A 21528-nucleotide genomic window follows, 5' to 3' on the forward strand; every position below is an offset into this window, starting at 1 on the left:
AAAAAGATTGCAACGGATAGCCCGACCCGAGCGGCTGCCTTGGTGTGGACGAGGGGCACGCCCAAATTTTTGATGCTCGATAATAGTCGGATTTTTTTGACATTTGAAAACAAATTTTTATCAGGAATCAATTCTTCTATCAACTGTCAACCGAAACTATCAACCAAATTTCTTATCTTTGCGCCATTATTTTTCTCACTTAAAAACGTTTATAGCATGCAACTGTACAACACTTTAAGCGCAGAAGAAAGAGCTCAACTTATTGATGAAGTCGGTAAGGAACGCCTTACCTTGTCTTTCTATGCGTATGCCAAAATTGAAAATCCCAAAAAATTTCGCGACGATTTATTTATAGCTTGGAACGCCCTGGATGCGCTCGGCCGGATCTATGTGGCGCACGAAGGCATCAACGCTCAGATGAGCGTTCCGGCAGACAATTTCGAAGCTTTCCGCGAGACATTGGAAGCTTACGATTTTATGAAGGGTATCCGTCTCAACGTGGCTGTGGAACAAGATAATCACTCTTTTTTGAAGCTGACGATTAAAGTTCGGAACAAGATTGTGGCCGACGGTCTCAATGACGATACATTTGATGTGACTAATAAAGGAATTCATCTTAAAGCGAAGGAATTCAATAACTTACTGGCAGATCCAAATACGATTGTGGTCGATTTCAGGAATCATTACGAGAGTGAAGTAGGGCATTTTGAAGGCGCCATCACGCCGGATGTAGAAAGTTTCCGAGAAAGCTTGCCAATTATTAATGAGCAATTGCAAGATTATAAAGAAGATAAAAATCTCTTGATGTACTGCACGGGCGGAATCCGCTGCGAGAAGGCGAGTGCCTACTTTAAACATCAAGGTTTTAAAAATGTTTATCAGCTGGAGGGCGGAATCATCGAGTATGCACGGCAGGTAAAAGAGGAGGGAATTGAAAGTAAATTCCTGGGAAAAAACTTTGTATTCGATCACCGCTTGGGCGAAAGAATCACGGATGATATCATTGCGCAATGCCACCAATGTGGCAAGCCGTGCGACAATCATACAAATTGCGCTAATGACGCTTGCCATTTGCTTTTCATCCAGTGCGACGAATGCAAGGCTGCGATGGAAAATTGCTGTTCAGCAGAATGCTTGGAAATCATTCATCTGCCTTTGGAACAACAGGTGGAATTGAGAAAAGGCTTGCAGGTTGGCAATAAAATTTTCAGAAAAGGTAAATCGCCTGCGTTAAAATTTAAACATTCCGGCAATAGTTCTACCCAAATCTTAGCCAAAGCAAAAGCCGCCACAAAAGATATTCGGCAGAAGATAAAGGTAAAAAAAGTCTGCATTGGAAAAGGCGAACATTACTATTCTAAATCCCAAATCGGACAGTTTTTGATTGAAAAAGGAGATCTCGCTCTGGGCGAAAAAGTTTTGATTTCCGGCCCCACAACCGGCAAGCAAGAATTCACGATCACGCAGCTTTTCGTCAATGGGCATCCGGCGGAAACGGCGAAAGAAGGTGATCAAATTACTTTCAAAATTCCTTTCCGCATCAGACTGTCAGACAAGCTCTACAAAATTTTGGAAGATTAAGAAAAATGGCTGCGAGTCTCACAAAGCAAGAACTTAGAACAATCTATAGAGAAAAAAGGATGGCCTTGTCTAAGGATGAGGTCATTATTTTGTCCGAAAAAATACTCCAAAATTTTATTTTACAATTTAGACCTGTTGAAAATCAGACGGTTAATATCTTTTTGTCAATAGAAAAGTGGAATGAAGTCCACACCCAGATATTCATCGATTATTTCTTTAGAAGCAACATAAGGGTTTTTGTGCCAAAGATTCAGAATGGAAAAATGATTTCCGTTGAGATTTTTCCGGACTCAAAATTTGAAATTAGCCGGTTGGGAATCTTGGAACCTTCTTCTGGATTGCGGGCAAATGTAGCGCTAGACTACGTTTTGGTTCCATGTTTATATTGTGACAGTTTCGGAAATAGGGTAGGATATGGGAAAGGTTTTTATGATCAATTTTTAAAAGAATATGGAAAAATCGAGATAAAAATCGGGCTCAATTTTTTTCTTCCTGAGCAAAATATTACAGATGTATATGAAAATGATATTCCCATGGATGCTTTAATTACACCTAATAAAGTTTTTGCATTTCGATAAAGTGTTGATAAACAGGTATTATTTTTTGTAAATCTCTTTTACAAGTTGATTACAAGTTTTTTTTTGATGATTTTTGTCAGACGGTGCTACTTTTGTTAAAGTAATTATTGAAACTAAAAGATATAATTTGAAAACGATCAATAAACATATTAATACTAAAATTTTAGAAACATGAAAAAGTCATTATTTGTAGCGGCTATCGCTGCTATCGCTCTTGTAGGTTGCAAAAAAACAGATAAGGCAGAATCAAACGCTGTCGATTCTGTAGATGCTGTAGCGGATTCCACAGTTGCTGCTATCGATTCTACAAAAGATGCAACCGTAGATTCAGTAAAAGCTACTGCCGACTCTGCAAAAACTGCAGTAAAAGAGGACGAGAAAGCCACTAAAGAAGCGATTAAAAAATAATTAGATTCGAATCTAATTAAGCAGAAAAACCCGCTAATGAGCGGGTTTTTCTATTTTTGTACTGTCGGCAGAACTATCTGTATAGAAGCTGACGAAGTAAAATTTGAATTCTTTTTGGAATTTCACGGGAGCCGCTTTCAGTAGGTATTGCGCTTTTCTGTTAACGGTCGTAATATAACTTCTTTTTTTATCATAATATTCAACATCAAATGCCGCAAAGTCCAAAGTGTCTTTTTCAACTGTGGATTTTGAGGTTTTAAGATTATTGACTTTGGCATATCTTACTTTCAAACTGTCCATTTCTTTTAAAAGTGGTTTCAGATTGTTCGAATCCTTATTTAGAAAATAAGCCTGCATCTGAGTATAGATAACCGAATCTATTTCGGTGTCCTTGTTTCCGGATGTGTAAAGCGTGGAAAGATCGAGTAGTTCCTGAACTTTTTGGGTTGTAATGACGTTGATCGCCTGTAAACTGTCCAATTTTGTCTTGGAGTATGTCACCTTGTTGTTTGCCTTTCGGATGGTTTCCAACGAGTTATCTTCTCCCTCATATTTTTTGTTGCACGCCCATAATCCTATCAAGGTTATAGTAAGCAGCATTATGTGCAAAGACCATTTATTTTGTTTCTTCATTGTCTCTAATTCTAAATTTTATCATGACGATTTTTCCGTTTTCCATTTGTGAATCAATCACTTCCAAGTTTTCCAAAGAGGTCGTTGGGAGTGTAACCAGCGAGATGTATTTTTGTTTATCCATCGTTTCGATTCCGTAGATGTCGCTTTCGACGACTTGGTAGATCAGAGCATCATCACTGATCAGCCGGTTTAGTTGCTCTGTTTTTTTCTTGAAATCTTTAATCGATTTTGAATAATAATACAATTGAATGGCATAATCATTGGGCTTCAGTTCTATGTTTTCGGAGACGGGAGCATTGGTAAGATCTCTGGTGACAGTATCTGTTTTGTAAAAAGGAGAGGAAATCACCATTTTTAAATTTTTACTTTTAGTTTCGTAAACGAAAGGCGAGTTTGGCTTTACCTTGAAAAGAATCGGCGATTCGTTTTCCCGTATAATCTTGACGTCCAATTCTCCTTTGATAGATGAGTTTCTATCTGCATCAATAAAGGTATAGGTATATTTCTTATAAAAAATATTATCGTAAAAAATTAAAATGAGAACGACGGCAAACAAAAATATGGAAATACCAAGCCACAAATATTTTTTTAAAAAATTCTGCTTGCTATTTTCTAAATTGATATTATAATTGATTTCATCAAAGGCTTGGTTATCGACGGAGAGATCATTTCTTTGAGTTTCAGCAGGTTCTTTATCTTCTTTTTGGACTGCTTCTTCTTTAGGAGAAGCTGCCGGAGCATCCAATATTTTTTGATCTACTGCGATCGGGTTTTTCATTCGGAATTCGGACCACGAACTGAATCCGACATAGACGGAAAGGATATTCAGCATATCGATTCTCGGGATTTTCCCCTGAGAATTATTTTTGAAGTAGGTATAAAAGGTTTTTTCGCTGATATTCCCTTTCGCTTTTTGCCGCAGATCTTCTTGAAAATAAATAATATCAATGCCTCTCCATTTGGAAATATCATCGTACGACGGCGAATGCGACTCAAGATATTTCTCCTGAACAGCCTTTTTTAAGTTTTGGAAATATAAAAGGTCTATGTCGGTCAAAGTTTTTATAGCTTAAATTGTTGATTTACATATATATTAATTTGTAAATCCCGTTTTACAAATATATTACAATAAATATTCAAATACAAAATTTATTTGTGGCTGTACATTTGTCACGTTCAAAGGAGAACAGAATTATTAACTAACAATTAAAATATTTATTATGAAAAAATCATTGTTCGTAGCCGCAATCGCTGCTTTTGCTCTTGTAGCTTGTAAAAAAACCGAAAACGTAGAAACTACTTCAGCTGATTCTGCTGCTGTTGATTCTGCTGCTGCAACTGTTGATTCTGCTGCTGCAACTGTAGATTCTGCTGCTGCAACTGTTGATTCTGCTGCTGCAAAAGTTGATTCTGCTACAACTAAGTAATTAGCATTCGGAAATTAAGAATAAAGCCGTCTTGTTTTTTGCAAGGTGGCTTTTTATGTTTCCAATCTCTGTCTCAATATTTCGTAACAAGCGATCGCTGCTGCATTACTGAGATTGAGCGAGTCGATAGTTCCTGCCATTGGAATTACCATATTTTGTCCTTTGTCTTTCCAAAAATCACTCAGTCCCGAATGCTCAGTTCCAAATAGGATTGCCGATCTGCCCTTCAAATTTAATTTCTGAATATTTTGTGCATTCTCACTCATAAAAGTGGTAAAAATATTAAAGTTTTTTCTTTGTAGAAATTCCAAAGTTTCGGTGTTAGAAGCCTGAAAAATATTCATTCCGAAGAGGCAGCCCACGCTAGACCGGATCACGTTGGGATTATAGAAATCGGTTTTCGGATCGGTCACAATGAGTGCATTGATGCCAAAAGCTTCGCAACTCCTCAGGATAGCGCCCAGATTTCCGGGCTTTTCGACGCTTTCCAAGATAATCACAGCCGCGTCTTTTTCGGGATTAAAATCTTTTAAATTTTTTTGTTCGAGTTTGTAGATGCCGATGATGCCTTCGGTCGTGCCACGGTAAGCCATCTTTTCGTAGAGTTTTTCCGATACAAAATATATTTTAGCTTCCGGCAATTTCCCTGCGAAAATAGACTCGCAAATATAGAATTCTTCGGCTTGATTGCCAAATTCCAAGGCACGCCGGTTTTCCTGCAATCCTTCTACAATGAAAACACCGGCTTTTTTCCGTTCCTGATTTTTGCTAAGAAGTCTGGTGAGTCTTTTTATTTTTTCGTTTTGAAGGCTTTCAATAAGCATCGTTGAATTTTTCACAAAGATATTAAAATCGGGTTGAGTTGAATTTCCGTCTTCCAACTTCCGGCAAAAAATATATATCTTTGTTTTATGATTTTACGAGGAGAAAATTTAGTCAAAGAATACGGACCGAAGAAAGTTGTAAAAGGCGTATCACTGGAAGTTCAGCAAGGCGAAATCGTTGGACTTTTGGGACCAAATGGCGCCGGAAAAACCACGTCTTTTTATATGATCGTCGGATTGGTAAAGCCAACTTCGGGCAACGTTTATCTTGATAATCAAAATATTACGCAGGATGCGATGTACAAGCGCGCGCAAAAAGGCATCGGATATTTGGCGCAGGAGGCATCCGTTTTCCGAAAATTGTCTGTCGAAGATAATATCCTCGGTGTTTTGCAGCTGACCAAACTTTCCAAAAAGGAACAGAAAATAAAATGCGACGAACTGATCGAGGAATTCCATCTGGAGCACGTCCGCAAGAACCGCGGCGACCTGCTTTCAGGTGGCGAAAGGCGCCGTACAGAGATTGCCCGTTGTCTTGCTACCAGCCCCAATTTCATTCTTTTAGATGAGCCTTTTGCCGGAGTGGATCCTATTGCGGTAGAAGATATTCAGAAGATAGTGAGATCTTTGGTAGAGAAAAACATCGGAATTTTGATTACCGATCACAACGTGCAGCAGACTTTGGCCATCACCAACAAAACTTATATTATGTTTGAGGGCAAAATCCTGAAAGAAGGCGTTCCGGAAGATTTGGCAAATGATCCGGAAGTAAGGCAGGCTTATCTTGGCGAGAATTTTCGTTTTGAAAAGATTTAGCTCGATAGCGCGACCCTCTAAAAGAAAATTATTTTGGAATTTTTCAAAACCGCAAAAGGATTATTTTAAACTTCCGCAATCGATTTATCCTTTGAATTCGCCCATTGCGATATATTTTTCCTGACGATCATGCACGAGTTTCTCGGGTGCTTGCTTAGACAATATTTTAATGTCCTTTAGAACTGCTTTTTTCACATTTGCAATGGCGGTTTCGGCGTCATAATGCGCTCCACCTAATGGCTCGGCAATAATACCGTCTATCAACTTCTGTTTCAGCATATCGTCGGCCGTTAGTTTCATTGTGGTAGCGGCGGTCTCTTTGTATTCCCAACTTCTCCAAAGGATGGCTGAGCAGTTTTCGGGCGAGATTACGGAGTACCAAGTATTCTCCAGCATATAAACGCGGTTTCCGACCCCGATCCCCAGCGCGCCGCCACTTGCGCCTTCTCCGATGATGACGGTGATGATAGGTACTTTGAGAGAGCACATCTCATATATATTTCTTGCGATGGCTTCGCCTTGTCCTCTTTCTTCTGCTTCGAGACCGGGGTAGGCTCCCGGAGTGTCAATCAAAGTGACGACCGGAATATTAAACTTCTCTGCCAGCTTCATCAGTCGCAGGGCTTTTCTGTAACCTTCAGGGTTCGACATTCCGAAACGGCGGTATTGGCGTTCCTTGGTGGTTCTTCCTTTTTGGGTTCCGATCAGCATAACGCTGTTTCCGCTGATGCTGGCAAGTCCGCCGATCATCGCGGGATCATCTCCAAAGTTCCTGTCGCCGTGGAGTTCTACAAAACTTCCCGCATCTACCAGCCCTTTGATATAATCGAGCGTGTAGGGTCTGTCGGGATGTCTGGATAATTGCACTTTCTGCCAAGGCGTCAGATTGCCGTAGATTTTTTTCTTGGTTTCGTCTATTTTGGTTCTGATTTTTTTGCAGGATTCTTCTACATCAATTCCGCTTTCGGTGCCCAGTTGTACGCACTTTTCGTATTGATCTGTCAATTCTTTTATAGGTTGTTCAAATTCTAAATATTCCATGTTTCGGGTGTGTTAAACGCTTCAAAAGTAATGTTTTTTTTACAAATTCGTATTTAATTTTTTTGATTGTCCACATCCATCGTTGTGGATAATTTACATTAGTTTGAACGGATTGCATTGGCGATTCTCTCCAGCGTTTCTTCTTTTCCGATGATGTTCATTATGTCCGGAACGTCCGGTCCCTTCAGCTCGCCAACTAAAGCGAGGCGAAGCGGCATCATCACTTTTCCCAATCCCAAAGCATGTTCTTCTGCAAAACGGTGAATGACTTCTCTTAAAGATTCGGAATCAAATTTTGATGCTTCCAATTTTGCGGATAAATCTCCAAGAACCTTAGAAGTGCTTTCTGTCCACGCTTTCTTGACGGCTTTTTCGTCATAGGATGTGGGTTTTTCGAAAAAGAATTTGCCCTCATTATAAATATCGATCACAAAGCTGGCTCTCTCCTTCATCAAAGAAACGATCTTCAAGAGTTTGTCGTCGGCTATACGGATGTTTTTTAATGGATCTTCATTTTTTAGCAGATTCAATATCTCTTGGTCAGATTTCATCTTAAGATATTCCTGATTGAACCATTTTGCTTTTTGGGGGTCGAATCTGGCGCCGGCTTTATGCACTTTGTGAAGGTCGAATTCTGCGATCATTTCTTCCATAGAAACGATTTCTTTGTCGTTGGCCGGCGTCCAACCCAGTAGCGCTGTCATATTGACAAAGGCTTCCGGAAAATAGCCCGCTTCTTTGTAGCCTTTCCAGATTTCGCCGGTTTCCGGATCCTTGAAATTCATTGGGAAAACGGGAAAACCGAATTTGGCACCGTCTCTTTTACTCAGTTTCCCTTTGCCTTCCGGCTTTAAAATCAACGATAAATGTGCGAATTCCGGCGCTTCCCAATTCATTGCTTCATAAAGCAGAATATGCAGGGGCATCGAGGGAAGCCACTCTTCGCCGCGGATGACGTGGGAGATTTTCATCTCAAAATCGTCTACCACGTTGGCGAAATGATAGGTGGGCATTCCGTCGTTTTTGATTAGGACTTTGTCGTCCAATGTATTGGTATTCACGGAAAAATGGCCTCTGATAATATCTTGCAGGTGCAGCGTTCTGTCCACCGGCATTTTGAAACGCACGACATAAGGGGTATCGGCATTCAGCAATTTTTGAACTTCTTGTTCCGAAAGGGAAATGCTGTTTTTCAGGTGTTGTCTCGTCTTATAATTGTATGAGAAAACTTCACCTTTAGCCTCGAATTCTTTTCGGACGGCATCTAGTTCTTCGGGCGTATCGAAGGCCAGATAAGCGTGCTCTGTTTTCAGGATTTGATTTTTGTACCGGTCGTAGATATCTCTTCGTTCGGATTGCCGGTAGGGTGCGTAGGGACCGCCCACTCTGGGGCTCTCGTCTGGTATGATGCCGCACCATTCCAGAGAATTCATGATATAATCTTCGGCTCCTTCTACATATCTGGCGGTATCGGTATCTTCTATTCTGAGAACGAATTCTCCGCCGTGGTGTTTGGCAAAGAGATAGTCGTACAGTGCCGTTCGCACGCCTCCAAGATGTAAAGCGCCGGTGGGGCTGGGTGCAAATCGCACGCGTACTTTTTTCATATTAAGATTATTATTCTGCAAGTCATCGGTATGACTAAAAAATGCTGGTGCAAAATTAAGAAATTCTGAGCGTTTTGGCTTTGGAATTTGGTTAATCTTTGCCGAAACAGTATTTTTGTTTCATAAAAAAAATAAAAACCATGTTAGAAATTGGCGAAAGACCTTGGGGTAGATATTTTGTTTTGGCGGATGAGCCCAACTACAAATTGAAAAGGATAGAGGTGAATCCGGGTCAGAAATTGTCTTATCAGTTTCATTACAAAAGACAGGAGCAATGGACCATCATCGAAGGTGATGCTACGATTATCTTGGATGGAGAAGAAATTCCTTTATCTTACGGGCAGAGTATTTTTATTCCGCTGGGCGCGAAACACAGAATTATGAATCTTACCGATAAACCCGTAGTTTTCATAGAAGTACAGACGGGAACGTATTTTGGAGAAGATGATATCGTGCGGTTGGAGGATGAATACGAGAGACAGTAAGATTTTGATTATCAGATTATGAACTGCAAAATTTGTGGGGCAAGCTTAGAAAAAATTTTCTCAAAGAAAGTTTTGCTGAAGTACGATGTTGATTATCACCAATGCAGCAATTGCGGTTTCGTACAAACTGACGAAGCTTTTTGGCTGGACGAGGCATATCAAAGTGCGATTACATCTTTGGATATTGGTATTCTTGTAAGAAATTCGCTGCTCTTGAAGAATATTCCTAAAATAATTAATACCTGTTTTTCAGAGGCGAATGTTTTTTTGGATTATGCGGGAGGTTATGGTCTTTTTACAAGATCGATGAGAGATTTAGGATTTGATTTTTATCGTCAGGACATATATTGCGATAATATATTTGCACAGTATTTTGATATAACAGATACCAATTTTTCCAAATTTGATGTCGTAACGGCCTTTGAGGTTTTCGAACATCTTTCCAGACCTCTTGAAGAGATTGAAACCATTTTAAAGTATTCGGATCACTTAATTTTTTCTACAGAAATCGTCCCAGATCAAACTTATGCTATAGAAAATTGGGTTTATATCGCCCATGAAACGGGTCAACACATTGCTTTTTATTCGGAAAAATCCTTGGAACTGATTGCTAAAAAATTTAATAAAAACTATTATCGGAAAAACAATATTCATATCTATACTACCAAGACATTTACAACCGAGCAGATTGATTATGCGTTGAAGGATCAAGAAGTAAAAAAGGTGTTTTTTGGATTGAAAAAGAAGAAAATTAAAAAATTCAATATAAAGAGAGAATCTTATCAAGATAGAGATTACTTAAAAATTAAAGAAATACTTTATAAGAACTTGTGATTCAGTATTTTAAGGGTTAATAAAATGAAAATCAAAATAATCATCGATGGAGATGTCATCGCAGATTCTTATAAGGATAATAGAACGGGGATTTTCAGAGTTTCCTTGGAATTATTTAAAATATTAAGCAAAAAAAATGAGATCGAACTTTTCTATTCTCATTTGAGTTTTTTTGATCGGCCCACCACTACAAAAGAGTTGAATTCGTTCTTTCGAGAAAATTCCATCACAGTCGTCGAAGCTAATCGTAGGATAAGAAGAAAATTTTTGCCATTCCGGAAAGAAAAATTATTCAAGTATTTGTACCGCAAAATAGGAGTTTATAATTATCAAAATATTCTGTTTAAAAATATTTGGAAATCGGCAAAGGTCTATCATTCCACATATTATCCCATCAATAATGTCGTAAATCATTATCCGAATCTGAAAAAAGTAATAACCGTTCACGATTTGATTCCAATTTTATTTCCCGACCTTCATTTTAATTCAGAATTAATCCAAGAAGTTATAAATAGCATTGGGGACGACGGCTACGCCATCTGTGTTTCGGAAAATACCAAAAGAGATTTGCTTAATTATGCTCCGAAAATTAATCCAGACCATGTGTTTGTTAATTTGTTGGCTGCTTCCAAATCGCTGTTTTATGTTTGCAGAAATGAGGAAAAATTTAGCTCGGTAAAAAAGAAATACAATCTTCCGGAAAAATACTTCTTAAGTGTCAGCACCTTGGAACCTCGTAAAAATGTAGATTTTGTGATTCGGACTTTTTTGAAAATTATAAAAGAAAACAGGATCAGCGACTTAGGGTTGGTTTTGGTAGGCGGAAAGGGCTGGGGTTATGATAAGATTTTTGAGGAATATCAGAATGCGCAGGAACTAAAAGATAAGATCATCATTACGGGAAGAGTTCCGGACGAGGATCTTGCAAGTCTGTACAGCCATGCCCATTCTTTTTATTATATGTCGCTTTACGAAGGTTTTGGCTTGCCACCCTTAGAAGCGATGCAATGTGGAGTAGCCACAGTTACTTCCAATACTTCCTCGTTGCCGGAAGTTATTGGTGATGCGGGAATTATGCTGGATCCACAAGACGAAAAAGGATTGTCCAAAACTATGCTGGATCTTTATCTGGATGAATCTTTTAGAAAACACTATGCTAAAAAAGGATTGGAGCGTTCCAAACTATTTTCTTGGGAAAAAAGTGCCAATGAACTTGTTGCGATTTATGAAAAAATTAGTAATTCTTAATTATTGCAACAGCCGAAAAATATTTTCTTTCTGAGCCTCGATAGTAAATGGAAAAATCGCTTTTGCAGAATTGTTATGAAGTGTTTCCCAGGTTTTTCTGTTGGTGCAAATTTCAATAATGTTATCGGCAAATTTCTGATAATCTTCATTCCCTGCAATGAGCGCCGTAACGCCGTTTTCCAGAAACATTCCTTCTGCTCCTATTTCTGTAGTTAAAACAGGAAGTGCATATTCCAAGGCTTGTCCGATTTTCCCCTTCACGCCTGCTCCAAACCTTAACGGAGACACCGATGCGAAACATTTTTCGTAATAAGGAATGATGTTTTCCACATATCCGGCAACTTCAAAGTTTTGAGAATTCATTTTTAAGATAGATTCCGGGACTTCGGAACCAATGATCGTGACCTTTAGATCCGGCTGGACTTTCCATACCAAAGGCATAATTTGATGATAGAGAATCTCCACCGCATCCACATTCGGATCGTGAAGAAAAGTACCAATAAAGAAAATCCCTGCTCTCTCTTCGAAAGAAGGCATCTCGGTGGGGTTTACTTTCAGATTATGAACATTGCTCACCGTGAAAAGTTTCGATTCATCTACAAAAGACTTCATGAATTCTTTTTCTTGGTCACTTATCACCACTATTTTGTCTGCTTTTTTACTCAGCTCCGTTTCAATATATTTATAGCGAACGACTTCCTTGGCTCTGGTTTTATCATATTTTATCTCGAGACCTCGTTCCATTCTTAGGTAATGGATGTCCACCATATCATAAATTATTTTGGCCCGTGGTGCTTTTGCTCGGAAAAAATCCAAATAATATTCAAAAAGTTCCGGTCTGTGACACCATACAAAATCAATCTTTGGGAGCAGATTCTTAATAAAATATTTTTTCCCTCTCAATAGGCCATATTTATTTATAAATGGTGTGTAAACCGTCACGTTGTGATCGTTCAGATTTTGGATATATTTTTTTGATTTTGCATTCGGAATTTCTTTTCGCCAATCTACAAGATACACATTGTAATATTTCGCCAAAAATTTGGCAATTTCTGTGAGTCTATTCGATGCAGAATCCTTATCAAATGTGGGAATTTGACTGTCAACAATTAAAATGGTTTTCTTATTCTCATCAGGAATAATTATTTTTTCCGACAAGGGATAAAACTTCTTGATGTGGATATAATTCTTTATTTTTCTTTTAATTCCCATTTGCATTTAATTTAAATATTCTGTTGGTAAACTGTTTTACCGAATATCGATCGATTATTTCTCTTGAGATCTCCACATAAGGAATTTTCAAAAATGTTTTAATTTCATCGATGTCAATTGTTTTGCTGTCGATTACCAGGATATTATTGGGATTATAGAAATCATAATTTTTCACAGATTTATTAGTAGTTATCAATTTTTTTCGATAACCCAAACTCTCAAAAGTCCGAAAAGAAAGTCCCTGCTGGTCAGCCCTTTGAATATCGATCATCGCTTTGGACTGTGCAATCAGTTTTTTGGTTTCCTTCAGATCAAGATATTTCGTCACCGAGATGAGATGCGGAAATGTCAATTTTTTGAAATTAAATAAAACAAAATGAATCTTCAGCCCGCCCTCAGATAATATTTTCGACAAATACAGGATCTCATCAATTCTCGAATCGTACGATGAAATATTGAAAATGTCATATATCATCTCGTCAGGCTCTATCGTTTCATCATAAATAAAATTGGAAGTCTCGAGAAAACCATATTTTTCTATATCTTCTTTTTCATAAGAGTAGATTTCATCAAAAAAATGAGCAATTTCCAGCTGTTTAGGATATTTTTTGCAACTGTCGTAATAGTAAGCAACCAGTTTTTCGGATTTATCTTTTAATTTTTTCAATAAAGAAAGCGCCAAGAGATCGGGTCTGATAATGAAAATAATATCTTGTTTTTCATCAATCTGCTGCAAGATTTGATTTTGAAAATATTCTTTTTTAAAATTTTTTCCGAACAATTTTCTGACGCCATTCCAGACTTTTGCCCGCAAGTTGGGATACTTGTATTTGATCTTGTCGGTTTTGATTTCGGTTACCACCACATCCGGATGAGATCTCAATTCCCGAACTACAAAATCAATGTAGCCGTATGCAAAAGGATAAATCAAAGTAATTCTCTTCGGCGTCATTTTCCAAAAATTTCTTTCAACTTATTTTCAAAAACCGCTTCTTCGTTCAAAACTTCATTTTTATAGGGCAGGAAATTCGGAATGTGATCTTTGTAATTTTCCAAAACAGTTTTTATCTTATCGATAATTTCGGGGATGCTCTCCTCACGAAAATCAAATTTATATTCTTCCGGGATCATCAAGTCTTGCTGATATTGAGACGAGCCCTTCCTGCCGGAGATGATGCAGCAATCTTGCGAGACAGATTCCCTCAGCATCTTGTCCCGCCCCGGATTTTCCCCGAAATCTACATACAGTAGCGATGCCGCCATCAAGTCGCGTATCTCTCTGGCGTTCATGTTTTTGATTGGCACCCACTCCAGCTCCGGCGAGTTCAGCATCAATGAGTGCATTTCTTTTTTCCCTTTTTTAGGATTATAAAGTATTCTTCTGCTGTGCAGATTTTTTTTGATGCCGGTGCTTTCCAAGAAAACCGGATTGATATAATCGCAGACATAATCGATTTGGTCTTCGGGAATATGATGATTTTTAAGATAAACACCGGATCTGTACGATTGCGCCCAGTGAAAAACATCCGGAAGCGGCTCCAGATGATACTCCCTGTCTGCCTGCTTATAGAATAATTTTTGAAATATATTTTGCTTTCTAATCCTGTTGTCGACCAAGATTTGGTAAAAGTCCACACTCAGCCACCAAATTATTTTCCGGCATTTGGGATATTTTTTTATCAGATTCGTCATCGATTCCGGGATGATGAGCAAAGTATGCGGATGATCTTCTACCGCGCCGGTCTGCACAGACTCATAGATGGAATAGTTTTTGGCTTTGGGGTGCGCGCGTTTCGGGAGATAATGCATGAAAACATTTTCTAGCCCGATTGCCCGCAACTTATGAGACAACTGGTGCAAGGCCTCCGGCCCGCCCGTCACTTTTTTTGGTGGACAGAAGATGACGATTTTTTTATAATCTTGGGAGTTAATCATTGATTGCGAACGAAAAGTACTTTATGAAAATACAAAAATGGGCTTATTAATGCTCAATTCCAAACCGACAGATTAAACAATAAGCTCATTCACCCAGTTTTCTATCAAATATTTATCGAGAATGTGGCCGGGTACGGGGCAATAAGCGCTTTGGAAAAAGGATTCCGGGATCGAGAAGTTGTCGATGTCTTCTATTACAAAAATATTTTGGCGGTTGTAAAAGTCGTAATTGATGATATCCTTGTTTGTCGTAATTAATTTTTTCTGCAATCCCAAACTTTCAAACACTCTGAAGCTCAGTCCCTGCTGTTCATTTCGATGAAGATCGAGCAAGATTTCGGATTCCCGCATCATCTCATTAATTTCGGGGATAGACAGCGGTTTTTTTGAAAATTCTAAATAGGGATCGGCCACTTCTCTGCAAGTGAAAATGATGATTTTGTATTTTATATTCATCTCCGAGAGGCATTTTCCTATTTTTCTAAAAATAGGATATCTCTGGTCATAAGAACTGATATTGAATATTTTGTATTTGAACTGCGAAGTCGTCTCCGCCGAATAGTTGTAGATAAAATTGGGTTTAAAGAGCAAGTTGTATTCCTGACAATCTTTTTTTTCAAAAGAAAAAACCTTGTCGAAGAGCGACAAAATATGTTTGGTTTCAGGATATCTTTTGATAGAATCGCTGATGAGCAATACCGATTTCTCGCATTTTTTATTAATTTCTTTGATGGTCTTGGGCGACAAAAAATCTGCTTTGATGTAAATAGCCGTGTCGATGTGATTGATATTTTCCAACTCTTTCAGGATCGCTCTATGATAATGAAGATGTTTCAAATTGGCAATGCCCAAATTTTTCGTAAAAAAATTAAAGATTTTGTGCCAGATGCTTGGATATCTGTACCGATATTGATAAAAATTTATATGCTTTACCTTGTGCGACTTTGCCTCCAGAGCATCCGCAATATATTGGTTGTATCCCCAATTGTCAAAGGTGATCATTACTATAAATTTGGTGCTTTCTATCATTCTTGTTTCAGCCGCTTATCTGTCACTCTTTTATAAACGAAAAGTTTTGGTTTTTCTGTCATTTCTTTTCAGAAATCTTTCCCGGCGTTCTTGCAAAAACCGCACATCCGAGTTTTTTGACATTAATATCAATCAATAAAATACTTTCATACTTCATCCGTAAAATCTGTAGAACTTGCGCCTTACTATTGAAATTCGGCGCTGTTCAGAGACTTTTAATTTGCAATTTAATATATTTTACATTCCATTAATTGGCATTAAAATCATCGACAAGTTCGTTCAAATGCAAAAATCTTTCCAATTCGGCAGCGGGCATTTCCATGAGCTTTTGCGATAGACCGCAGTAGCAACGGATGCTCTTCATTTTTTCAGAAGTCAGAAATATTGACAGCAGAACAAATGGGTTTTTATAAAGTGAAAATCCGCAGGGAAAAAGCTGCCGCCCTCAGGATTTTTAGAATAATCTAAGACTTCCGAAATTCCAAAACAGTTTTTTCGATAATTTTGACACAGTCCAACAGTTGTGCTTCGGTGATGACCAAAGGCGGAGCCAGCCGGATGATATTGCCATGCGTGGGTTTGGCAAGAAGCCCGTTTTCCATTAGTTTTATGCAGATGTTCCACGCCGTGCTGCTGTCCGGAGAATCATTGATAAGAATGGCATTCAGCAGTCCTTTGCCGCGAACTTTGGTAATTAGGTCTGTTTTTTCGATCACTTTTCCTATTTCGGAACGGAAAAGTTGCCCCAGCTTTTCAGATTTTTCTGATAAATGTTCCTCGGCAACCACGTCCAAAGCGGCCATAGCAACGGCGCAGGCAATCGGATTTCCGCCAAAAGTGGAGCCGTGCTGCCCCGGTTTGATGACATTCATAATCTCATCATTGGCCAAAACCGCAGACACAGGATACATCCCTCCTGAAAGCGCTTTGCCCAAAATCAAAACATCGGGCTGAACATTTTCGTGATGGCACGCGATGAGTTTTCCCGTTCTTGCAATGCCGGTTTGAACCTCGTCTGCAATGAAAAGAACATTGTATTTTTTGCACAGTTCCCAAGCGTTTTTCAAATAATTCTCATCAGGAACGTCTACGCCGGCTTCGCCTTGGATGGGTTCTACCAAAAAGGCTGCAATATTTTGAGCGTCATCTTTCAACGTTTCTTCCAGCGCCGTCAAATCGTTATAAGGAATTTTCACAAATCCCGGTGTGAAAGGGCCGTAATTCTGATTGGCCTCGGGATCATTGGAGAAAGAAACAATGGTCGTGGTTCTGCCGTGGAAATTATTTTCGCAAACGATTATTTTCGCAGTGTTTTCAGCAATTTGTTTTACCTCGTAGCCCCATTTTCGGGCTAATTTCACAGCAGTTTCTACGGCTTCAGCGCCGGAATTCATCGGTAGCACTTTATCAAAACCGAAAAGCGTCGTGATTTTTTTCTCATATTCTCCAAGATTTGCATTGTAGAAAGCCCTTGAAGTTAAAGCCAATTTCTTGGCTTGATTTATTAGCGCTTCCACTATTTTTGGATGGGAATGCCCTTGATTGACAGCAGAATAGGCAGAGAGAAAATCGTAGTATCTCTTTCCTTCAACGTCCCACACGAATACGCCTTCGCCGCGCTCAAGAACCACGGGAAGCGGATGATAGTTATGCGCACCATATTGATTTTCGAGATCGATGTAATATTGAGAATTCTTTTTCTGAACTGCTGTTGACATAATGATTTATTTTAAGCAAAAATAATAAATTTGGAAGCAATAAGGGCTAAACAGAAATGCCTAACTGCAGTAGTCAGGCATTTATGCTGATATTAAGGGATGTTTTTAGATATGATTGTCATAACTTTTGTCCATTACGAAGTCTTCCATAAACTTGGTGGTGTAGTTTCCTGCAAGGAAATCCTCATTTTCCAATAATTGTCTGTGGAAAGGAATTGTCGTTTTTACTCCTTCTATGTAAAACTCTTCCAAGGCACGTTTCATTTTCGCAATCGCTTCGTCTCTTGTGTGAGCCGTGACTATTAGCTTTGCAATCATAGAATCGTAGTTGGAGGGAATGGTGTAGCCGGAGTAGACGTGCGTGTCCACGCGCACGCCATTTCCTCCGGGGATATTAAGTTCCGTAATTTTCCCGGGAGATGGTCGGAAGTCGGCATAAGGATCTTCCGCATTGATTCTGCACTCGATCGAATGCCTTTGTGGATAGTAATTTTTCCCGCTCAGTGGTTCTCCCGCAGCCAAGAAAATCTGCTCCCGAATCAAGTCGAAATCCACCACTTGCTCCGTTATCGGATGTTCCACCTGGATTCTGGTATTCATTTCCATAAAATAGAAATTCCGGTGCTTATCGACCAAAAATTCTATAGTGCCAACGCCTTCGTACGAAATAAATTCTGCAGCTTTCACCGCTGCATTGCCCATTCTTTCGCGGAGATCATCGGTCATGAAAGGCGATGGAGTTTCTTCGATCAGTTTCTGGTTTCTTCTCTGGATAGAGCAGTCTCTTTCCGAGAGGTGACAGGCTTTGCCCAATTGATCTCCTGCCACTTGGATCTCAATATGTCTCGGTTCCTCGATGAGTTTTTCCATATACATTCCGCCGTTTCCAAAGGCTGCAAGGGCTTCTTGGATCGCGGAGTCCCAATGGTGCTTGAGGTCTTCTTCATTCCACACGGCTCTCATTCCCTTGCCGCCACCCCCGGCGGTTGCTTTTATCATTACCGGATATCCCGTTTCTTTTGCTATTTTTTTGGCGTCTTCGTACGAATCGATCAGGCCGTCGGATCCCGGAACACAAGGGATGCCCGCCGCTTTCATCGTGGCCTTAGCTGTTGCTTTATCGCCCATTTTTTCGATTTGTTCCGGTGTGGCGCCGATAAATTTGATATTGTTTTTGGCACAGATTCTGGAGAAATTGGCATTCTCCGAAAGGAAGCCGTATCCGGGATGGATGGCATCTGCATTGGTAATTTCTGCCGCTGCAATGATATTGGGGATTTTCAGATAAGAATCTTTGCTCATCGGCGGACCGATGCAGACTGCTTCGTCTGCAAAACGCACGTGCAGGCTGTCTTTGTCGGCAGTTGAATAGACAGCTACAGTTTTGATTCCCATTTCCTTAGCTGTACGCAAAATTCGCATCGCGATCTCGCCACGGTTTGCGATCAGTATTTTTTTGAACATCTTTTTAGAAATTTTAAATTTTAAATCTTGAATTTTAAATTAATTCTAAACGAATTGTGATTCATCTAAAATCTTTAGCATCTTTCATCTAAAATTCCTTTAAGAAGGATCGACTAAAAACAATGGCTGATCATATTCTACCGGCGAAGCATCCTCCACTAATATTTTTACGATTTTTCCGTTCACCTCCGATTCGATTTGGTTGAAAAGTTTCATGGCTTCGATCACGCAAACCACCTTCCCAACTGTGACAGTATCGCCTACGTTGACAAATACCTCTTTGTCCGGAGATGGTTTTCGGTAAAATGTACCGATCATCGGCGATTTTATCGTCACATATTTGCTTTCGTCTGCAGAAGAGGCCGTTTCCGAATTTTCGGGCGGTGCGGAAACCGGGGCTGCCGCGGGCGCAGAAACGGGCGTCTGATAAGAAACTTGAGGGGTAACATAGCTTACGGGCTCTCCGCCCAGCGGGGTTTTGATGTAGATTTCGAAGTCTTTGTTCTTATATTTTACTTCGGAAACTCCTGCTTTTGCTACAAATCTAACAAGATTCTGAATGTCTTTTAAATCCATAAAATTTTAAATGTTTTGAACGCCAAATATAATAAAAAACCACCCAAATTAATAAAATGTGAGTGGTTTTTAAAAAATTATCAGAAATAATTCTAATTTTCTTCTGTGGTTTCTACGGTTTTTTCTACCACTACTTTTCCTCTGTAGTATAGTTTTCCTTCGTGCCAGTGCGCTCTGTGGTACAAGTGCATTTCGCCGGATGTTGCGTCTTTTGCCAATTGAGGAACTACAGCTTTGTAGTGCGTTCTTCTTTTATCTCTTCTTGTAGACGATTGTCTTCTTTTAGGATGTGCCATTTCTGATATTTTTTAACCGAATTATTTTGTTATTTCTTAATTGTTGTCTTTTAATTTTTTCAAAGCTTCCCATCTGGGATCGATTGGTTTCTCTTCTTCCTTGATTTTGGGACTGTATTTGTCTAAAAGATTTTGATATTCCTCATTTTCTTGTACAGCAGGCGATACCTTTTTCATCGGGATAGATAAAACTACCGTTTCGTAGATCAGATGGGCGATATTGAAATCGCTGTCTTTTCTGTTGATCGTGATGACATCTTCGTTGCTGTCGTCATATTCTTCGCCAAATTTTACAAGAATTTTCAAATCGTTTTGTACGTTTTCAGAAAATGCATCATTGCTAATGTCGCAGATTAATTGAACCGTACCTGCGATGTCGATATAAAATTCCAAAAATGTCGTGTGCTTGTCCAGCAGAACATTCACGTTGATATTGGGGTTGAAAAACTCATGTTCAGTCTCAAATAAATCAAAGAACTGCTGATTGATTTCATAATTGAAATCGTGCTTTCCCGGTTTTAGGCCTACAAAAGCAATGTCGTAGTTTCTAAATCTGTCCATAAAAAGGGTTTGCAAAAATAGTTTAATTTTTTTGAATCGCAAAATATTTTTAGTAATACTTCCATTGGAAAGAACTCGGTCTTGCCTTCATTTTCAGGCTTCAATATTGTTGAAGCTTGTCAATTTTCCTCCGGCAAGTCTTCGTCTATGCCGTCTTGACCGGCGTGCATGGCTTTGGGACGAAGGCGGTTTGCGCGCAATTCCTGATATTCTTCTCTGTTTTTAAAAATCTCGATGGCGGTGAAAATGGCTTCTGAAAATGAAGTTTCGTCCGCGATATTTTTCCCCGCAATATCGTAAGCAACGCCGTGATCGGGCGAAGTTCTCACGAAAGGCAAGCCCGCAGTAAAGTTGACGCCGCATTCGTAAGCGATTGTTTTGAAGGGCGTGAGCCCTTGATCGTGATACATTGCCAAGACGGCGTCGAAAGCACAATATTTCTCCGGCTGGAAAAAACTATCGGCCGGATAAGGCCCGAAAGCCATGATGCCATCGCGGAACAAATCCTGAATCACGGGTTCAATGATTTCTATTTCTTCGCGGCCAATCACGCCGCCGTCGCCGGCGTGCGGATTGAGTCCCAAAACGGCGATTTTTGGTTTTTCTACGCAGAAATCTTCTCGGAGGGTGGTCACCAGTTGCTTGATTTGCTGTTTGATATTGTCTCCCGTAATGTGGCTGGCAACATCGGCAACGGGGATGTGGTGCGTGGAAACGGCGACTTTCAAAGTTTCGCTTACCATAAACATAAGGGCTTTTTTGCCGGCTTTTTCTTCGAAATATCCCGTGTGGCCGGTGTGGGCAAAACCACATTTCATCATTTCGTCTTTGTTGATGGGCGCCGTGACGATCACATCGATATCTTTATTGAGCAAGGCTTCTGTCGCGGCGTTTAGCGAGTCGATGGCCATTTTGGTAGATTCTTCTGTGGGGATGCCAAATTCTATATTGCTGTTTTCCTTCGTGAGGTTTACCATATTGATTTTCCCACCTTGGGCTTCTTTGGCATCGTTGATGTAATGGAAATTGGTCTGAAGTTTAAAAACATTTTTCTGATAGGTAAAAAGTTTTCCGGAACCAAAGATGACGGGTGTAAAAAAGTCGGTGATGGTTTTATCTTTCAAAGATTTGAGGATGATCTCGGGACCGATGCCGTTGAAATCGCCGATGGAAATTCCTACTCGGATTTTGTGGTGTTTGGTGCGCATTTGTTTATCTTTGACATTGTTTATAGGTTTACAAATTTACAAAT

At 39.5% G+C, this 21528-nt stretch carries 23 protein-coding genes; 8 read left to right on the forward strand and 15 right to left on the reverse strand.

Annotated elements, in window-relative coordinates; translation table 11 throughout:
* Positions 1-216 precede the first annotated feature (216 nt).
* From DTW91_RS02660 to DTW91_RS02670, 3 genes are all read left to right on the forward strand, one after another.
* The gene (locus DTW91_RS02660) at positions 217-1581 is read left to right on the forward strand and encodes a rhodanese-related sulfurtransferase (RefSeq protein WP_125201873.1); all 1365 of its coding nucleotides are present in this window, start codon (positions 217-219) and stop codon (positions 1579-1581) included.
* A gap of 5 nt (positions 1582-1586) precedes the next feature.
* Positions 1587-2159: a 5-formyltetrahydrofolate cyclo-ligase gene (locus DTW91_RS02665; protein WP_125201874.1), complete on the forward strand. Its 573-nt coding sequence runs from the start codon at positions 1587-1589 to the stop codon at positions 2157-2159.
* Positions 2160-2330: 171 nt separating this feature from the next.
* Complete coding sequence (locus DTW91_RS02670) at positions 2331-2567, forward strand: hypothetical protein (RefSeq protein ID WP_125201875.1); 237 nt, start codon at positions 2331-2333, stop codon at positions 2565-2567.
* A gap of 33 nt (positions 2568-2600) precedes the next feature.
* Here the strand turns inward: DTW91_RS02670 and DTW91_RS02675 are convergent, their stop codons facing one another.
* Positions 2601-3200: a hypothetical protein gene (locus DTW91_RS02675; RefSeq protein WP_185144724.1), complete on the reverse strand. Its 600-nt coding sequence runs from the start codon at positions 3198-3200 to the stop codon at positions 2601-2603.
* Positions 3184-4260, reverse strand: coding sequence for a hypothetical protein (locus DTW91_RS02680; protein WP_125201876.1), 1077 nt, complete (start codon positions 4258-4260; stop codon positions 3184-3186). The genes DTW91_RS02675 and DTW91_RS02680 overlap by 17 nt, the downstream gene beginning before the upstream one ends.
* A gap of 163 nt (positions 4261-4423) precedes the next feature.
* Between DTW91_RS02680 and DTW91_RS02685 the strand changes: the two genes are divergently transcribed.
* Entirely contained in the window at positions 4424-4630 is a 207-nt protein-coding gene (locus DTW91_RS02685) for a hypothetical protein (protein ID WP_125201877.1), read from the forward strand.
* Between the two features lie 53 nt (positions 4631-4683).
* Here the strand turns inward: DTW91_RS02685 and DTW91_RS02690 are convergent, their stop codons facing one another.
* Positions 4684-5454, reverse strand: a complete 771-nt coding sequence (locus DTW91_RS02690; RefSeq protein WP_125201878.1) for a TrmH family RNA methyltransferase — start codon at positions 5452-5454, stop codon at positions 4684-4686.
* Positions 5455-5541: 87 nt separating this feature from the next.
* On the opposite strand from DTW91_RS02690, the gene lptB reads away from it, so the two are divergent.
* Positions 5542-6270 carry an LPS export ABC transporter ATP-binding protein gene (lptB, locus tag DTW91_RS02695; RefSeq protein ID WP_125201879.1) on the forward strand — a complete coding sequence of 243 codons (729 nt, stop codon included), beginning with the start codon at positions 5542-5544 and terminating at the stop codon, positions 6268-6270.
* A gap of 84 nt (positions 6271-6354) precedes the next feature.
* Here the strand turns inward: lptB and DTW91_RS02700 are convergent, their stop codons facing one another.
* Together DTW91_RS02700 and gltX are read right to left on the reverse strand one after the other, a co-directional pair.
* A complete protein-coding gene (locus DTW91_RS02700; RefSeq protein ID WP_125201880.1) occupies positions 6355-7311 on the reverse strand; it encodes an acetyl-CoA carboxylase carboxyltransferase subunit alpha in 957 nt (318 codons plus the stop codon).
* 98 nt (positions 7312-7409) lie between these two features.
* Positions 7410-8918 carry a glutamate--tRNA ligase gene (gene gltX, locus DTW91_RS02705; protein WP_125201881.1) on the reverse strand — a complete coding sequence of 503 codons (1509 nt, stop codon included), beginning with the start codon at positions 8916-8918 and terminating at the stop codon, positions 7410-7412.
* Between the two features lie 140 nt (positions 8919-9058).
* Between gltX and DTW91_RS02710 the strand changes: the two genes are divergently transcribed.
* From DTW91_RS02710 to DTW91_RS02720, 3 genes are all read left to right on the forward strand, one after another.
* A complete protein-coding gene (locus tag DTW91_RS02710) occupies positions 9059-9403 on the forward strand; it encodes a phosphomannose isomerase type II C-terminal cupin domain (protein ID WP_125201882.1) in 345 nt (114 codons plus the stop codon).
* Positions 9404-9616: 213 nt separating this feature from the next.
* Complete coding sequence (locus DTW91_RS02715) at positions 9617-10237, forward strand: class I SAM-dependent methyltransferase (RefSeq protein WP_185144725.1); 621 nt, start codon at positions 9617-9619, stop codon at positions 10235-10237.
* A gap of 24 nt (positions 10238-10261) precedes the next feature.
* Positions 10262-11485 (forward strand): glycosyltransferase family 4 protein, encoded by a 1224-nt coding sequence (locus tag DTW91_RS02720; RefSeq protein WP_125201884.1) that lies wholly within the window; start codon positions 10262-10264, stop codon positions 11483-11485.
* On the opposite strand, the gene DTW91_RS02725 is transcribed toward DTW91_RS02720, so the two are convergent.
* The 10 genes from DTW91_RS02725 to pdxA all read right to left on the reverse strand — a co-directional run bounded on the left by DTW91_RS02725 (position 11486) and on the right by pdxA (position 21484).
* Positions 11486-12697: a glycosyltransferase gene (locus DTW91_RS02725; RefSeq protein ID WP_125201885.1), complete on the reverse strand. Its 1212-nt coding sequence runs from the start codon at positions 12695-12697 to the stop codon at positions 11486-11488.
* Entirely contained in the window at positions 12687-13649 is a 963-nt protein-coding gene (locus DTW91_RS02730) for a hypothetical protein (protein WP_125201886.1), read from the reverse strand. Before DTW91_RS02730 ends, DTW91_RS02725 begins: the two co-directional genes overlap by 11 nt.
* Positions 13646-14632, reverse strand: coding sequence for a hypothetical protein (locus DTW91_RS02735; protein ID WP_125201887.1), 987 nt, complete (start codon positions 14630-14632; stop codon positions 13646-13648). The genes DTW91_RS02730 and DTW91_RS02735 overlap by 4 nt, the downstream gene beginning before the upstream one ends.
* A 72-nt stretch (positions 14633-14704) precedes the next feature.
* The gene (locus DTW91_RS02740) at positions 14705-15661 is read right to left on the reverse strand and encodes a hypothetical protein (RefSeq protein ID WP_125201888.1); all 957 of its coding nucleotides are present in this window, start codon (positions 15659-15661) and stop codon (positions 14705-14707) included.
* A 464-nt stretch (positions 15662-16125) separates the two neighbouring features.
* Entirely contained in the window at positions 16126-17379 is a 1254-nt protein-coding gene (gene rocD, locus DTW91_RS02745) for an ornithine--oxo-acid transaminase (RefSeq protein WP_125201889.1), read from the reverse strand.
* 105 nt (positions 17380-17484) lie between these two features.
* Positions 17485-18843 (reverse strand): acetyl-CoA carboxylase biotin carboxylase subunit, encoded by a 1359-nt coding sequence (gene accC, locus DTW91_RS02750; RefSeq protein ID WP_125201890.1) that lies wholly within the window; start codon positions 18841-18843, stop codon positions 17485-17487.
* A 99-nt stretch (positions 18844-18942) separates the two neighbouring features.
* Entirely contained in the window at positions 18943-19419 is a 477-nt protein-coding gene (gene accB, locus DTW91_RS02755; protein WP_125201891.1) for an acetyl-CoA carboxylase biotin carboxyl carrier protein, read from the reverse strand.
* A 92-nt stretch (positions 19420-19511) separates the two neighbouring features.
* Entirely contained in the window at positions 19512-19715 is a 204-nt protein-coding gene (rpmF, locus tag DTW91_RS02760) for a 50S ribosomal protein L32 (RefSeq protein WP_116033017.1), read from the reverse strand.
* Positions 19716-19751: 36 nt separating this feature from the next.
* Positions 19752-20276: a YceD family protein gene (locus tag DTW91_RS02765; RefSeq protein WP_125201892.1), complete on the reverse strand. Its 525-nt coding sequence runs from the start codon at positions 20274-20276 to the stop codon at positions 19752-19754.
* A 119-nt stretch (positions 20277-20395) separates the two neighbouring features.
* Positions 20396-21484 (reverse strand): 4-hydroxythreonine-4-phosphate dehydrogenase PdxA, encoded by a 1089-nt coding sequence (gene pdxA / locus DTW91_RS02770; protein WP_125201893.1) that lies wholly within the window; start codon positions 21482-21484, stop codon positions 20396-20398.
* Positions 21485-21528: the final 44 nt, after the last annotated feature.

Origin of the sequence: Chryseobacterium sp. SC28, from assembly GCF_003932955.1 — a bacterium.
Lineage (GTDB): Bacteria > Bacteroidota > Bacteroidia > Flavobacteriales > Weeksellaceae > Epilithonimonas.